This is a genomic window from Rhizobacter sp. LjRoot28 (genome assembly GCF_964253025.1).
Taxonomy (GTDB): domain Bacteria; phylum Pseudomonadota; class Gammaproteobacteria; order Burkholderiales; family Burkholderiaceae_C; genus Rhizobacter.
Window position 1 is genome coordinate 2034774 of record NZ_CAXUQC020000001.1, and the last position, 13076, is coordinate 2047849.

The 13076-nt window shown below is 69.3% G+C and carries 10 protein-coding genes; 3 read left to right on the forward strand and 7 right to left on the reverse strand.

Features of this window, described 5'->3' with window-relative positions; translation table 11 throughout:
• Window position 1: 1 nt before the first annotated feature.
• The gene (locus tag ACSQ2F_RS09425) at window positions 2–1831 is read right to left on the reverse strand and encodes an AMP-dependent synthetase/ligase (RefSeq protein WP_436022060.1); all 1830 of its coding nucleotides are present in this window, start codon (window positions 1829–1831) and stop codon (window positions 2–4) included.
• 101 nt (window positions 1832–1932) lie between these two features.
• On the opposite strand from ACSQ2F_RS09425, the gene ACSQ2F_RS09430 reads away from it, so the two are divergent.
• Window positions 1933–2520, forward strand: a complete 588-nt coding sequence (locus tag ACSQ2F_RS09430) for an NAD(P)H-dependent oxidoreductase (protein ID WP_436022062.1) — start codon at window positions 1933–1935, stop codon at window positions 2518–2520.
• A gap of 6 nt (window positions 2521–2526) precedes the next feature.
• Here ACSQ2F_RS09430 and ACSQ2F_RS09435 read toward each other — a convergent pair whose 3' ends face one another.
• The 4 genes from ACSQ2F_RS09435 to ACSQ2F_RS09450 are packed head-to-tail and all read right to left on the reverse strand — an operon-like array spanning window position 2527 to window position 9739.
• Window positions 2527–3726 carry an efflux RND transporter periplasmic adaptor subunit gene (locus ACSQ2F_RS09435; protein ID WP_436022064.1) on the reverse strand — a complete coding sequence of 400 codons (1200 nt, stop codon included), beginning with the start codon at window positions 3724–3726 and terminating at the stop codon, window positions 2527–2529.
• A gap of 1 nt (window position 3727) precedes the next feature.
• Entirely contained in the window at window positions 3728–6097 is a 2370-nt protein-coding gene (locus ACSQ2F_RS09440; protein WP_436022066.1) for an ABC transporter permease, read from the reverse strand.
• 7 nt (window positions 6098–6104) lie between these two features.
• Window positions 6105–6815: an ABC transporter ATP-binding protein gene (locus ACSQ2F_RS09445; protein ID WP_436022068.1), complete on the reverse strand. Its 711-nt coding sequence runs from the start codon at window positions 6813–6815 to the stop codon at window positions 6105–6107.
• Entirely contained in the window at window positions 6812–9739 is a 2928-nt protein-coding gene (locus ACSQ2F_RS09450) for a PAS domain S-box protein (RefSeq protein ID WP_436022070.1), read from the reverse strand. The genes ACSQ2F_RS09445 and ACSQ2F_RS09450 overlap by 4 nt, the downstream gene beginning before the upstream one ends.
• A gap of 192 nt (window positions 9740–9931) precedes the next feature.
• Here ACSQ2F_RS09450 and ACSQ2F_RS09455 point away from each other — a divergent pair, with 192 nt between their 5' ends.
• A complete protein-coding gene (locus tag ACSQ2F_RS09455) occupies window positions 9932–10774 on the forward strand; it encodes a universal stress protein (protein WP_436022072.1) in 843 nt (280 codons plus the stop codon).
• Window positions 10775–11021: 247 nt separating this feature from the next.
• Here ACSQ2F_RS09455 and ACSQ2F_RS09460 read toward each other — a convergent pair whose 3' ends face one another.
• Window positions 11022–11771, reverse strand: a complete 750-nt coding sequence (locus ACSQ2F_RS09460) for a response regulator (protein WP_436022074.1) — start codon at window positions 11769–11771, stop codon at window positions 11022–11024.
• Window positions 11772–11843: 72 nt separating this feature from the next.
• On the reverse strand, window positions 11844–12521 hold the full coding sequence (locus ACSQ2F_RS09465) for a response regulator (RefSeq protein WP_436022076.1): 678 nt from the start codon (window positions 12519–12521) through the stop codon (window positions 11844–11846).
• Between the two features lie 293 nt (window positions 12522–12814).
• On the opposite strand from ACSQ2F_RS09465, the gene ACSQ2F_RS09470 reads away from it, so the two are divergent.
• Window positions 12815–13075, forward strand: coding sequence for an HD domain-containing phosphohydrolase (locus ACSQ2F_RS09470; RefSeq protein ID WP_436022078.1), 261 nt, complete (start codon window positions 12815–12817; stop codon window positions 13073–13075).
• The last annotated feature ends 1 nt before the right edge of the window (window position 13076 follow it).

The window sequence follows — 13076 nt, forward strand, 5'->3', positions numbered from 1 at the left end:
TTCAGCGCTTGTACAAGGCATCGATCCGCTCGGCAAACCGCACGGCCAGGTTGTTGCGCTTGAGCTTGAGCGTGGGGGTGACGAGCCCGCTCTCGGTCGTCCAGGGCTCCAGGGTCAACACGACCGCGCGCGGCTGCCCCGGCCGCGGGAAGCTCCGTGTGAGCTCAATTACCCGCGCCAGCACCGCGGCGCGCGCCACCTCCGACTCCAGGCTTTCGGGCAGCTGCGGGTCGAGCCCGAGCTCGGCCGACCAACGGGTCCAGGCCCGTCGCTCCAGCAGCACGACGCAGCCCACGAACGGCCGGTTGTCCCCGAACACCCAGGCCTGCTCAAAGCGCGCGTCGGCGGTGATGGCGAGCTCCACATCCACCGGCGCGACCTTCTCGCCGGTCGACGTCACGATGATCTCCTTGAGCCGGCCGAGGATGCGGATGCGCCCGGCCTCGATGGCCGCCTGGTCACCGGTGCGCAGCCAGCCGTCCACGAAGGCTCGCTCGGTGTCTTCCGGTCGCTTCCAGTAGCCCCGCATGACGCTCGGGCCGCGGACCTGCAGCTCCCGGTCGCCGCCGATGCGCACCTCGACGCCTGCCAAGGTGCGCCCGACGGTGGCCGGGTCGTTGTCGCCGGGCGAGTTGGCAGCCACCACCGGCGAGGTCTCGGTCATGCCGTAACCCTGGACGAGCGGAATGCCCAGGCCGAGAAAGCAGCGCGCGATGGTGGCCGACAGCGGCGCGCCGCCGCTCACGGCCACGCGCAGCCGCCCACCGAATCGCGCCTGCAGCGGACGGGCCACCACGGGCTCCAGAAGGATCCAGGCCAGCCCGTCGAGCCAGGGCGTGCCGGCTGCGCCGTCAGGCGGCAGGCCTTGCTGTCGGCGGAAGCGCCGCCAGCCCACGGCCTCTGCGCGGGCGAAGAGCCAATGCTTCAGGGGCGATGCGGCCAGCATGCCCTGCAGGGCCGCGTGCACGCGTTCGTAGATGCGAGGCACGGACACGAGCACCGTGGGGCGCACGGTGCGCAGATCCTCCTGCAACTGGGCGACCGAGCGGGCATGGGCCACGCAGCTGCCGACGGCAATGGGCAGGTAATAGCCGGCGGTCCGCTCGAAGGTGTGCGACAAGGGCAGGAAGGAGAGGAAGACGTCGCTGCTGCGAGGCGCCACCCGTTCGATCACCGACCGCACGTTCGACATCACGTTGTCGTGGGTGAGCATCACCCCCTTGGGCTTGCCCGTGGTCCCCGAGGTGTAGACGATGGCGGCCAGGTCGTCCGGGCCGGGGGCTGCCGCGGGTCCGACGGGATCGCCCCAGGCCGGCACCTCGGCCAGCCATTCGTCGATGGTTCGCACCGGCACGGGCGTGGCAGGGCCCTCGGCCTCGCTCTCGAGACTGGCCACGCAGACCAGGCGCAGCGCCGGCAGCGGCAGCCCGGTGCTGGCGATGGCGCGCCATTGCGCCTCGGTCTCGGCGACGAGCACGCTGGCGTCGCTGTCGGCCAGGATGTAGGCAATGCTCGCGGGGTTGTCGATCGAGTGCATCGGCACCGGCACGCCGCCGAAGGCGAGCACCGCCTGGTCGATGCAGACGGCCTCCAGTCCGTTGGGCAGCAGGATGGCGACGCGGGCGCCGGCCGGAAGGTCGAGTGCCTGCAGAGCGGCCACGCGTCGCCGGACCATGCCGAGGGTCTCGGACCAGGTCACCGGGACCCAGGTGGCGCGGACGGTGTCGTGGCGAAGGTAGGCCTCGAGTGACGGTGTGGTCGCGGCCCGCCAGCGCAGGAGCTCGTCGAGTGTGCGGATCGAGGGGGGCGGAGCCAGGTCTTCCATGTGCATGGCGAGATGATGCCCCGCCCCGGCCTGTCCCCGCGGTCGGTGGGGGGTCAGCCCATTGCGCCAGGTCAACTCGCGCGCGCCGATGTGCGCCACGATGGCACATGGCTCAGCGCATCCTCGTCCTCGACGGTCACCCGGACCCCGATCCGGCCCGCTTCAACCACGCGTTGGCCGCCGCCTACGAAACAGGCGCTCGCGAGGCGGGCCACGAGGTGCGGACCATCGCCTTGTCGGCATTGGAATTTCCGTTGCTGCGCAGCAAGGCGGCGTGGGAAACGACGCCCGTCCCGGACGCGCTGCGGCCCTCGCAGGAAGCCCTGGCCTGGGCCGAACACATCGTGATCATCTTTCCGCTCTGGCTCGGCGGCATGCCGGCCCTGCTGAAGGGTTACCTCGAGCAGGTGGCCCGCCCGGGCTTCGCGGTGGCGGAGGACAGGCTCTATCCCATGGGCCGCAAGCTGCTGGCCGGCCGATCCGCGCGGCTGGTGGTGACGATGGGCATGCCCTCCCTGGTGTACCGCTGGTACTTCCGGGCCCACAGCGTCAAGGCGCTGGAGCGGAACATCCTCGGCTTCGTCGGCATCGCGCCCATCCACGAAACCCTGATCGGCCTCGTCGAGGGCATGGATGACGACCTGCGGGCCAAGTGGCTCGGCAAGCTTGCCACGCTCGGGCGGCGCGGCGAGTGAAGCGGATCAGACCTTGCGCGGCTTGACGCGGACCCCGTCGACCAGCGTCGCTGGTGGATAGACGATCAGCTGCGCGTCTTCCTCGACCCCTTCGGTCACCCAGGCCTGCACGCCATTGCGCCCGCCGAGGCGAACCGGCAGCAGGCGCGCGCGGTCGCCGTCCAGGCGGAAGACCGCCATGCCCTCCCCTTGCGGCCGCGGGAAGACCGCACCCACCGGCACGAGCACCGCCTTGTCGGCCGACTGGGTGACGATGCGCACGCTGACGCGGTAGCCATCGCCCAGCGCCTGCCATTCGGCGGGCGGACTCGTCAGATCGATGAGCACGTTCACCCGTTGTTCTTCCACGCCCAAGGCGGAGACCTTGGTGAATGCCGCAGGTTCGATTCGACGCACCCGGCCCTCCAGCACGGTGGGCCCGCCCCACCGTTCGATGAGTACCCGGCTTCCGGGGGCCGCCTTCAAGGCGTCGGTCGTCAGCAGCTCGGCGACCACTTCCATGCGGGCGGTGTCGCCCAGCTCGAGCAGCGGCGTGCCGAGCGCCACCGCCGACTCACTCGTCTGGACCACCTTCAGCACCCGACCCTCGACCGGCGAGCGCAGCGCGAAACTCCGCGCGCTGCCGGCCGAGCCCGCGGACACGACCAGGGCGGCGCGGGCCTGCTCCACATCGTGACGGGCGACATGCCTTTCTTCTCGCACGACCTGGGCGTCGCGACGGGCGGCCGCCTCGGCGAGCCGGTCGGCCTCCAGCTTGGCGGCCGAGGCGAACCCCTGCCTGGCCAGTTCCTCGGTGCGTGCGGTGTCGTGGCGGGCACGCTCGACCGCGGCCTCGGCCGCCTCGATGCGTGCGGCCACGCGCTGCACATTGGCCAAGGCGCCTTCCAGCCGGGCCTGCTGTTCTCGTCGGGTCCGTTCGTCGACCATGGGTGTCAACACCGGCGTCAGCGACGCCACCTCGGCGCCCGCCGCGATCGGGTCGCCTTCGCGCAACGCGATCCGGGCAACGCGGCCGGCCAGCGGCGCAGAAACCACGTAGCGGTCGCGCAGCCGGGTTTTCGCGTCTTCGTCGATCGTGCTCTCGAAGCGGCCGCGAACGGCCCGCTCGGTTTCCACTTCGATCGGACGCGGCGCGAACGCCCACGCGAGGGCCCCCACCGCCACCAACCCGGCCGCCGCCAGGTATGCCCAGGTCACCCGCTTCATGTCACTCCCTTGCCTTCAAGGCCGAAACCATGTCGAGCCGGTCGATTCGCCGGCGTACCACCAGGGCGCTGGCCGCGCCCGCCGCCACCACGCACAGCGCGGCCCAGGCGTAGGTGTGCGGCCGGATCACCACCGGAAAGAGGAACTGGTCGGAGGCGAGCAACTGGTTCACCAGGTGCACCAGGCCGTATCCGGCCGCCATGCCGATGGGCAAGGCCACGGCGACGGCGAGGCCCAGTTCCCCGAGCAGCAGTGCGGCCACCTCCCCCCGCGTGAAGCCGAGCACGCGCAGGCTTGCGAGCTCCCAGCTGCGCTCGGACAGCGCGATGCGCGCGTTGTTGTAGACCACCGCCACCGCGATGACGGCCGCGAAGCCGCTCAGGATCGTGCTCATGATGCGAACGTTGCGCGCGCTGATCTCTTCCATGTTGCGCAGCATGGTGGCCTTGCTGAAGGCACCGGCCGCGAGCGGAAGGCCGCGGGTGGCAACCAGCAACTCGTCCTCACGCGCGTGTTCCACCGCGAGCACGAACCCGGTGGAGACATCGTCGTCGCCGAGCAGCCGGTTCAACGCGTCGCGGTCCATGTAGGCGTTCAGGCCCATCATCTCGCGCACCGTGCCACCCACCGGCAGGCGCAGGGTCCGTGGCTTGCCGGTCAGCACCGAGACTTCCAGCATGTCGCCCGGCTTCACGCCCAGCTTGGCCGCAAGCCGGTCGGTGAGCAGCAAGCCGCGGCCTTCGAGCAGCACCTGACGGGCGTCGACGTCGATGATCCGGTTGAGCACCGGCCGCCCCTCCAGCCCCCGCAGCAGCACGCGTTCCTCGCGGTGCGCATGGCGCAGCGCCACCGACACGAAGCGGGTCGACTCCACCGCCGTGACGCCGGGCAGACGGGCGAGGTCCAGGCGCGCACGATCGGTCACCGGCTCGGCGGTCCACACCGTCACGTCGCCACGCAGGACGAGGTTGAACTGGGTGTCGACGATGACGTCGATGGCGTCGCGGAAGAAGTTGCCAAGCACAGTGATGGCCACCGCGGCGGCGATGCCGCCGATGGACAGCGTCGTGCGCCAGGGGCGGCGCTCGATGTTGCGCAGGATCATGCGCAGCCCGGCGCTGCGCGGCTGCAGGCCCAGCCGCTCGAGCAGCGTGCGACGGAAGCGTCCCGGTGCCGGAGGCCGCATGGCTTCGGCCGGCGCGAGCTTCACCGTGGCGGCGATGGCGTTGACCGTGCCCGCGACCGCAGTGCCGAGCGCGACGAGCACGCTCACCACCAGCAACCCGGGCGCGATGCGGTGCTCGAAGCTGCGAAAGTGGAAGAACTCCGCATAAAGACCGGTCAGCATCTCGCCCAGGCGATCGCCGACGAAGATGCCGAGCAGCAGTCCTGCCGCGACGAACAGCAACACGAGCTTGAGGTAGTGCAGGCCGATGCTTGCATTGCGGTAGCCAAGCGCCTTGAGTGCGGCGATCTGTTCGCGCTGCGTGCTGACCAGGCGCGACACCACCACGTTCAGCAGGAAGGCCGCCACCAGGAGAAAGATCGCCGGCAGCACCGTGCCGAGCACGCGTTGCTCCTTGATCTCGTTGTCCAGCATGACGTGGGAGGTCTGCTGGCTGCGCCCGTGGGCGTCCCGGCCGCCGAAGGGAGCCAGCAGCCGGTTCAGCCCTGCCGCCACCTCCGGCTCGAGGGCGCCGGGCGCCAGCTTGACGGACACGCGGTTGAACGAGCCGCGAAGGTCATAGGCGGCCGCCAAGGCGTCCTGGTCGATCCAGAAGATGCCGTAGCCGCGCATGTCCGGCATGCCGAAGAGCCCGGCGAAGATGAACTCCGGCGACAGGGCGGTGCCCACCACGCGCAGGGTGCGTCGCTTGCCATTCAGCAGCACCCCGACGGTGTCCCCGGGCTTGAGCCCGCGCACCTGGGCGAAGCCTTCGGACACCAGCGCCGGCAGGGCATCGTTGCCTCGGCCGCTGCCAGCGGACAGCGGCTGGCCGGAACTGACGAAGACGCAGTTCATCCGGGCCGGCCGCGCCAGGTCGACACCGATCAGCTGCCCGACGATCGGGTCCGCCACGTCGGGCAGGTCGACGCGCACCATGGTGTCGATCGTCGTCTGCACGTCCGCCACGCCGGGCAAGGCACGCAGGGTCTCGGCAAGGGAATCGGGTGCGCGCTTCAGGCTGGCGAAGACGTCGGCGAAGCGCCCTTCGGCGTAGAAGCGGTCGCGCGCGAGCGCGAGGGAGTCGACGGCCGAGAGGCTGGTGATGAAGCCCCCGATGCCGCTGGCCACCACCAGCGCGATGGTGAGCGCCTGGCTCCACATGAGCCGAAGGTCGCGCAGCACCTTGCGGTCGAGGGCTTTCATCGGCGACCTACCAGGACAGCTCCGACGGAGAGACCTTCTGCGGATTGCGCTCGACGCGCTGCAGCCGCCCGTCCCCCAGGTAGAGCACGCGGTCGGCCATGCGGGCAATGGACGCGTTGTGGGTGATCACGATGACGGTGGTCCCGATCTCCACATTGATGCGCGCGATGACTTCCAGGACCAGCTTGCCCGTCTGGTAGTCGAGCGCGCCGGTCGGCTCGTCGCACAGCAGCACGTCGGGGCGCTTGGCGATGGCCCGCGCAATAGCCACCCGCTGCTGCTCGCCGCCGGAGAGTTGGGCCGGGAAGTGATCGCGGCGCGGTGTCAGGCCGACGCGGTCGATGGCTTCGTCCACCGGCATCGGTTGCGCCACGATGTCGGTGACGAGGGCGACGTTCTCACGGACCGTCAGGCTGGGGATGAGGTTGTAGAACTGGAAAACGAACCCTACGTGCTCTCGCCGGTAGGCGGTGAGGGCCGACTCGTCCGCGCTGCTCAGGACCTCGCCTTCGAAGCTCACCTCGCCGCTGCTCGGCGTGTCCAGGCCGCCGAGGATGTTGAGCAGCGTGGATTTTCCGCTGCCCGAGGCGCCCAGCAGCACGATGAACTCGCCCCGCGTGATCTCCAGGTCCACGCCATCGAGGGCGCGAACCTCGACCTCGCCCGTCTGGTAGACCTTGGTCAGGCCCTTGGCACGGAACACCACCTCGTCGCTCACGGCAACTCCGACCCGCTCGCCCGGCCACTCACCCGCCGAGCCAGGTTGCCAAGGAACCGGTCGAAGTCGATGGGTTTCGTCCAGTAGTCCACCGCGCCAGCCACGCGCGCCGCCTCTACATCGGCCGCAACCGCGCTCGCCGAGAGCGCGATCACGGGAATGCCGGCGGTGGACGGGTCGGCGCGCAGTGTTTCCAGCACGGCCACGCCGTCCATGTCGGGCAGTTGCATGTCGAGCAACACCAGGTTGGGGCACAGTGCCCTGACACGCTCCAGGCCCCGCGCACCGTCTTCCGCGATGACCAGGCGAGTGCCTGGTGAACGCCCGAGCAGCTCGGCGACCAGCATGGCATTCACCGGGTTGTCCTCGATGTAGACGATGAGGGCATCGCGAAGGGCGGTCTGGTCGCTGGGGCAAGCCACCGCCGCCGGGGGGGGTGCCGACGAGAGGAGCACATCGATCGCGGGCGGTGCCGTTGGGACCGACGCCACAGCGGCGCCCCGCAACGGCATGCGAACCTCCGCCACCAGACCGTTACCCTCGCGGCTTTCGATACCCAGTTCGCCTCCCAGCAGGGAGGTGAGCTGGCGGACCAGCACGAGGCCGATCCCGTTGCCGGGCACCTCGCTGTGCTCGCGCCCCAGGCGGTTGAAGGGCTCGAACAGATGCTCGCGCTGGGATGAGGTCATGCCGAGGCCGTCATCCCGCACGATGATGCACACGCGCTGGTCGGATTCAAGCCGGACACCCAGCCACACATGCCCTCCGGTGCGGTTGTACTTGATGGCGTTGGAGACCAGATTGAGCATGACCTGACGCAGGCGGCCCGGGTCGGCATGCATGAGGACGGGCCGGCTGCCGTCGAAGTCCCGCTCGAGCGTCACGCCGCACTGGGCGGCGTGAGGCGCGCTCATGCGCATCACGTTGTCGAGCAACCCACCGAGCTCGAAGTCCTGTGACTGCAAGGACATCCGCCCCGATTCGATGCCCGCAACGTCCAGCATCTCGTCGATCAGCTGGCGAAGATGAAGACCGGCGTGAACGACCAGGTCGACGCGCTCTTGTTGCGAGGCCGCCAGGGGTTGGGCGCTGTCGGTCTGCATGAGTTGCGCAAACCCCAGCACCGCATTGAGCGGCGTTCGCAGTTCATGGCTCATGCGCGAAAGAAATTCGGTCTTGGCCTTGTTTGCAGCCTCGGCCGCCGCCCTTTCGACCTGCGCGCGCTCGGCAGACCTGAGCTGCGTGAGGTCGCGCGCCATGACGGTCAGCAGCATGCGTGTGCCCTCACCGGTCCGCGAGATGGACGACTCCATCGGAAATGTGCTCCCGTCGGCGCGCAGCCCCACGAGTTCCCGCTTCTGCCCCTTGTGGCCCGACGAACCGCCTCCTTCTCCGAACCGGCGCACCTGCTCGTCGTGGCCGGCACGGTACTCCGCGGGAATGAAGCGGTCCAGCGTTGCGCCGATCGCCTCCGCAGGCGACGCGCCGAACAACAGGCTTGCCGCGTGGTTGAAGACGACGATGCGGTGTTGCGCATCGATGGTGATGATGGCGTCCATCGCGGTCTCGACAATGCCGGCCAGGCGCTGTTCCTGCTCGCGCAAGACTTCTTCGTAGCGCTTGCGCTCGGTGATGTCGATGTTGATGTTGAGGATGCAGCGGCGGCCCTCGTAGTCGATGACATCGGCGTTGAGCAGCATCTCCCGCCATTCGCCACCCCGATTGCGTACGCGCGCTTCCCAGTCCCGCACCTGCCCATCCCGCTCGATCAGTTCGACGAAGGTGGCACGGTCTTGCGGCCCGAGGCCCATTTCCAATTCAACGATGTTGCGCCCGATGAGCGCCTCAGCGGGCAGCCCCGTCAGGCGCGCAAAGGCCTGGTTGACATCGACGAACACGGGATGGTCGAGCTCGAAAACCGCGGCCGGCACGGGCAGGTCGGCAAACAGCTTTCGGAAGCGGGCGACGCCCGCCTGCGCATCGCGCACGGCCTGGGCCCTGGCCGCTTCGCGGTCAATGTGGTCGAGTGCGAGCGACAGGTTGGCGACCATGCGCTCGATGAGGTCGACGAGGTCAGGGTCGAACGCGCCGGCCTCGCTGAAATACAGGTTGAGCGCCCCGACGGGGACACCGCCGCGACGAATGGGGAAGGCAGCGACCGCACGAACCCCGAAGCGGGCGTAGCGATCAAGCCAGGCTGCGGTGTGCGGGCTCGTCGACACCTCGTTGCAAACGCAGGCCCGTCCATCCAGCATCGCGCGCAATGTGGGGCCGGGCGACGGGCTGACCGGGCTACCGTCCAGTCGAATGTCCAGCCCTTCGGTGTAGCCTTCGGCGCCCCCGGCCCATGCGACGGGAACGATCCGCTCATCTCGAGACAAGCCGATCCATGCCATCTGCGCGTGCCCCGACGCGACAGCGATGCTGCATACCTTTTCAAAGAGGTGCTGCGGTTTTTCCGCCTCTGCAAGGACGCGCCCGAGGTCGGACAGCGCGTGATAGAAGTCGGCCAGCCGCCGCAACCGTGCTTCGGTGGTCCGCTGATCGGTGATGTCGACGCCGAGCAACGCCAAGCCTTCGGTCGTCCTGCCCTGATCGTCCTCGTACTCGAAGCGCGCCGGGTGCCACCGCACCAGCAGAAGCGCGCCCTCGCGCCGGCGCAGGGGCGCGTCGATCGGCGCCAAGGGCTCGCTGGCCGACCAGAAGGCCCGGAAGGCGGCACGGGCCTTCGTGGCCTCGAGGGGCAAGAGCGTCTCCGCCCACGCCATGCCCACCAGATCGGCTCGGTCCCAACCCGTCCGTTCGAGCAGCACACGGTTGGCATGACGGACCTTGCCGTCCGGGCCCAGGATGGCGGCCAACAACTCGGCGCTCTCGAAGAGCCCGATCCAGTGGCGAGGTGCCACTTGAGGGTTCTCGGTCATGGGAGTGCCAGGAAGTGGAGGAATGCGTTCGGGCGGGTCTGGCGGAGGCGTTGGGTCCCGGGGCCGCCTCTCGAAGGGAGGCCTTTCATCGACAGATGATGCGCCTGCGCTCACGCGCCGCAGTTGCGTTGGCTCAAGAAGCACCGGCCGGCCGCCTTCCAGAATCAGTTCAATTCCCTTCCTGGAGTCGCCATGCCCAGCCCCACCCTGCTCCTTCACCTCGACGACGGCCCCACTTGCGAACAGCGCACCGCCTTGGCGATCGACCTCGCCCGGCGACATGGCGCCCACCTCACGGCACTCGCTGCCACGGGCAGCATTCCGATCTCCGCGGTCGCGGGGCCGGGGCTGCTCGGCGTTGACACCCTCACTCCGGCCCTGGCGCACTTGCGTCTCCAGGCCGCCCGGCGCGCCGCCGCATTCCGGGAGCAGGCCCGTGCCGCCGGGCTCGAAGCCTGTGAAGTGCTGATCGACGAAGACGGCGACGCCGAGGCGCTCGTCCGGCTCAGCCGCAGCGCCGACCTGCTGGTCGTGGGCCAAGCCGATCCAGCCGACCGGAATGCCGGGTCCAACCGTAGGATGGTGGAAGACGTCGTCCTGCAGAGCGCCCGGCCGGTGTTGCTCATCCCGTTCGCAGGCCGCTTCGACCGCGTTGGGGCCGACGTGCTCGTGGCCTGGGACGACCGCCGGGAAGCGGCGCGGGCCATCGCGGATGCCTTGCCGTTGCTGCGGGAGTCACAGCGGGTCCGGATCGTCCGCTGCGCAACGCCGCTTGACGACGGCAGTGAAAGCGCTCGCGAATCCCTGGCGGCGCTGCAGCGCTGGCTGGGACGTCACGGCGTCGCCGCCTCCGCTCACACGATCACGACAGACGTCGATCCAGGCAACGCCCTCTTGTCGCGCGCGGCCGAATGGGGCTGCGACCTGGTGGTGATGGGGGCATACGGCCATGCGCGCTGGGCCGAGCGCATCCTCGGCGGCGTGACGCGCACGATGCTCGAGACCATGACCGTGCCGGTGCTGATGTCGCGCTGAGCGTTTCGTCCGGGCTGCGGGAGGTCGCGCGCCGTCCGATTTCAACGTCATCGCGGCTGAACAGGCCGGACAGGAACGTCTCGATGGACGCGCATCATTTGGGCGCGTCGAACTGGCGGTTGCCAAACGACTTCATTGGTTTATATGACACCAATGATGCAGGGAGCAGCGGCAAGAATCGGAGCGACCTGATAGGCATGAACGAATTCACCGTGCAAACCATCACACCGCTGCGGAGCCTGCGAACTCAGCGAGGCACCGACGGCCCCATGAGGCGAGTGAGCGCCTCGCGCAGGCCGACCCACCCGCTGCACCCGAGCTCCGCTCGGGCGTTCCTGGCGTCACCTTCGAGCGCCCGGGCCATCTCCCCCGCATCGGCATCGCCCAAGGTGATCAGGACCGTCTTCAGGTTGTGGGCCAAGCGCTCCAGGCATGGCCAGTCGGCTCGGCTGACCGCCGTGTCTCCTTCCTGGATGTCGGCTTCAAACTGGCGGAGGCAGGCTTCCCGGTAGGCGTCGTACAGGGCGCGGTCGCCTTCGAAGTGCGACGCCACGACGTCGGGCTCTGCACTCGATGCAGCCGAACCACCGCTGACAGCCTCCGGGCGGCCCGGCGCAGGCGAGATCGCATCCTGAACGCAGGCCTCCAGCGTTGCGAGGGACACCGGCTTGGAGAGGATGCGCCACACGGCGAGCGATTCGAGCCGTGCCTGCACACCGGCACCGACCCCGGCACTGAACACCGCGATGCGCGCCCCGGCCCGCAAGCGCTGGTCATTGGCCAGGGACTCGATCAGGGACAGGCCGGATTCGCCGGGCAGCATCAGGTCCGTGATGACCAACGCAGCCGGCCGCTGCTGCAGCGCGGCGCGCGCCTGAGCCACATCACCGCAGCTCACGAGTTCGATGGGCAATTCCTCGAGCGCCATCTCGACGAAACGCCGGACGGACGGGTCGTCCTCGACGAGGACGACGCGAGGCCGTTCGAGAGACGGCATCAACGGGCCTCCCGCGACCCGGAGCACGCCGTCCCCGGCCCGGTGCAAGCGGCGCGGCGGGTCATGGAAACCTCAGAGCGCGACGGCGGGACGTCCGAGGCATTCCGCCATCAGGGCCGGAAGTTCGGCGACGAGACGGGGCTTGTGGACGACCGGCAGGCCGTCGAGTGCAAAGGCGTAGGGTGCTCGCTCCGTCTCGTCCAGCGAGGTGACGACGAGCAGGCGGCTGTGCACGAACTGCGGATGGGTTCGCAGGCTCGTGATGAGCGTGGCGCCATCGATGCCGGGCAGCAGGATGTCGACGATGAGGACGTCGGGTTGCCAGGCGCCGACCATGGCCAGGCCGGCAATGCCGTCGTCGGCAACGCGCAGCTGCACATCCGGGAAATGGCGCCGCAGCAGCAGCGACACCAGGCTCTGGAAATGACGCGAGTCCTCGATCAGCAGCACCCGCGAGCCACGACCGTCCCCGGCCGGGTCAGTGGCCCCAGGCGCGGCGCGGTCAGGGTGCGGTTCATGGCCGGGGCCGGAGGTCAGCGGTTCAGGCGCCGCGCCGCCAGGGCGATGCCGGTTACGCCAGCGCTCCACCGACACGCGCGAGATGCGGCGGTGGCCGCCGGGCGTCTTCCACGCCTCGAGCTCACCGCGGTCGACCATCAGCTGGACCGACCGCACGGCCAGCCCGAGGATGCGGGCGGCCTCGATGGTGGAGCAGTGCTCGCTCGGCGGCGTCTCGGTCGGTGAACTCATGCGCAATTCTGCCGGATCCGGCGTAGGGATTGAAGTGAAGCCCCTGGGCAAATGTTCATGATAATAGTGATGCATGTGATAAGGCACGGAACTCATGGGCCGACCGTCTCAGGCCGACGCCTCAAGACCGGCACCCGTCGCCGCGCCGAACGGCGAACGGCGAACGGCGAACGGCGAACGGCGAACGGCGAGCGATGACGCCGTGCGCATCGCGATGTCGAGCCAGCGCTTGGCCGCCCTGCTGGGTCAATGCGGCCCGGCGCGACAACGCCAGCGCCTCGCCGCGCTCACGCATGGTCTCGACATGCCGGGCCCAGCAGGAGCCGGGCGGGCAAAGGCAAGTCCATGTCGATGCCAACGACCTCCCGCTCACGACGCGCAGGCACCTCTGCACGCATCTGCTCGCCCGGATCACGCTGCCCTTCTTCCAGCGGGCGCCCGGTGTGGCGCTCACCCACCGCGAGCGCTACGATGGCTCCGGATTCCCGTTCAAGCTTCGCGGACTGGCGATCCCCCGGCCTGCCCGCTTCCTGGCCGCACGGTGGAAGGAATGAC

Bases quoted from the DNA above. Each gene is read 5' to 3' on its own strand.
- ACSQ2F_RS09430 (WP_436022062.1), top strand. From the start codon at position 1,933: ATGGCTCAGCGCATCCTCGTCCTCGACGGTCACCCGGACCCCGATCCG.
- ACSQ2F_RS09455 (WP_436022072.1), top strand. From the start codon at position 9,932: ATGCCCAGCCCCACCCTGCTCCTTCACCTCGACGACGGCCCCACTTGC.
- ACSQ2F_RS09465 (WP_436022076.1), bottom strand. From the start codon at position 12,521: ATGAGTTCACCGACCGAGACGCCGCCGAGCGAGCACTGCTCCACCATC.
- ACSQ2F_RS09440 (WP_436022066.1), bottom strand. From the start codon at position 6,097: ATGAAAGCCCTCGACCGCAAGGTGCTGCGCGACCTTCGGCTCATGTGG.
- ACSQ2F_RS09460 (WP_436022074.1), bottom strand. From the start codon at position 11,771: ATGCCGTCTCTCGAACGGCCTCGCGTCGTCCTCGTCGAGGACGACCCG.
- ACSQ2F_RS09470 (WP_436022078.1), top strand. From the start codon at position 12,815: ATGGTCTCGACATGCCGGGCCCAGCAGGAGCCGGGCGGGCAAAGGCAA.
- ACSQ2F_RS09425 (WP_436022060.1), bottom strand. From the start codon at position 1,831: ATGCACATGGAAGACCTGGCTCCGCCCCCCTCGATCCGCACACTCGAC.
- ACSQ2F_RS09450 (WP_436022070.1), bottom strand. From the start codon at position 9,739: ATGACCGAGAACCCTCAAGTGGCACCTCGCCACTGGATCGGGCTCTTC.
- ACSQ2F_RS09435 (WP_436022064.1), bottom strand. From the start codon at position 3,726: ATGAAGCGGGTGACCTGGGCATACCTGGCGGCGGCCGGGTTGGTGGCG.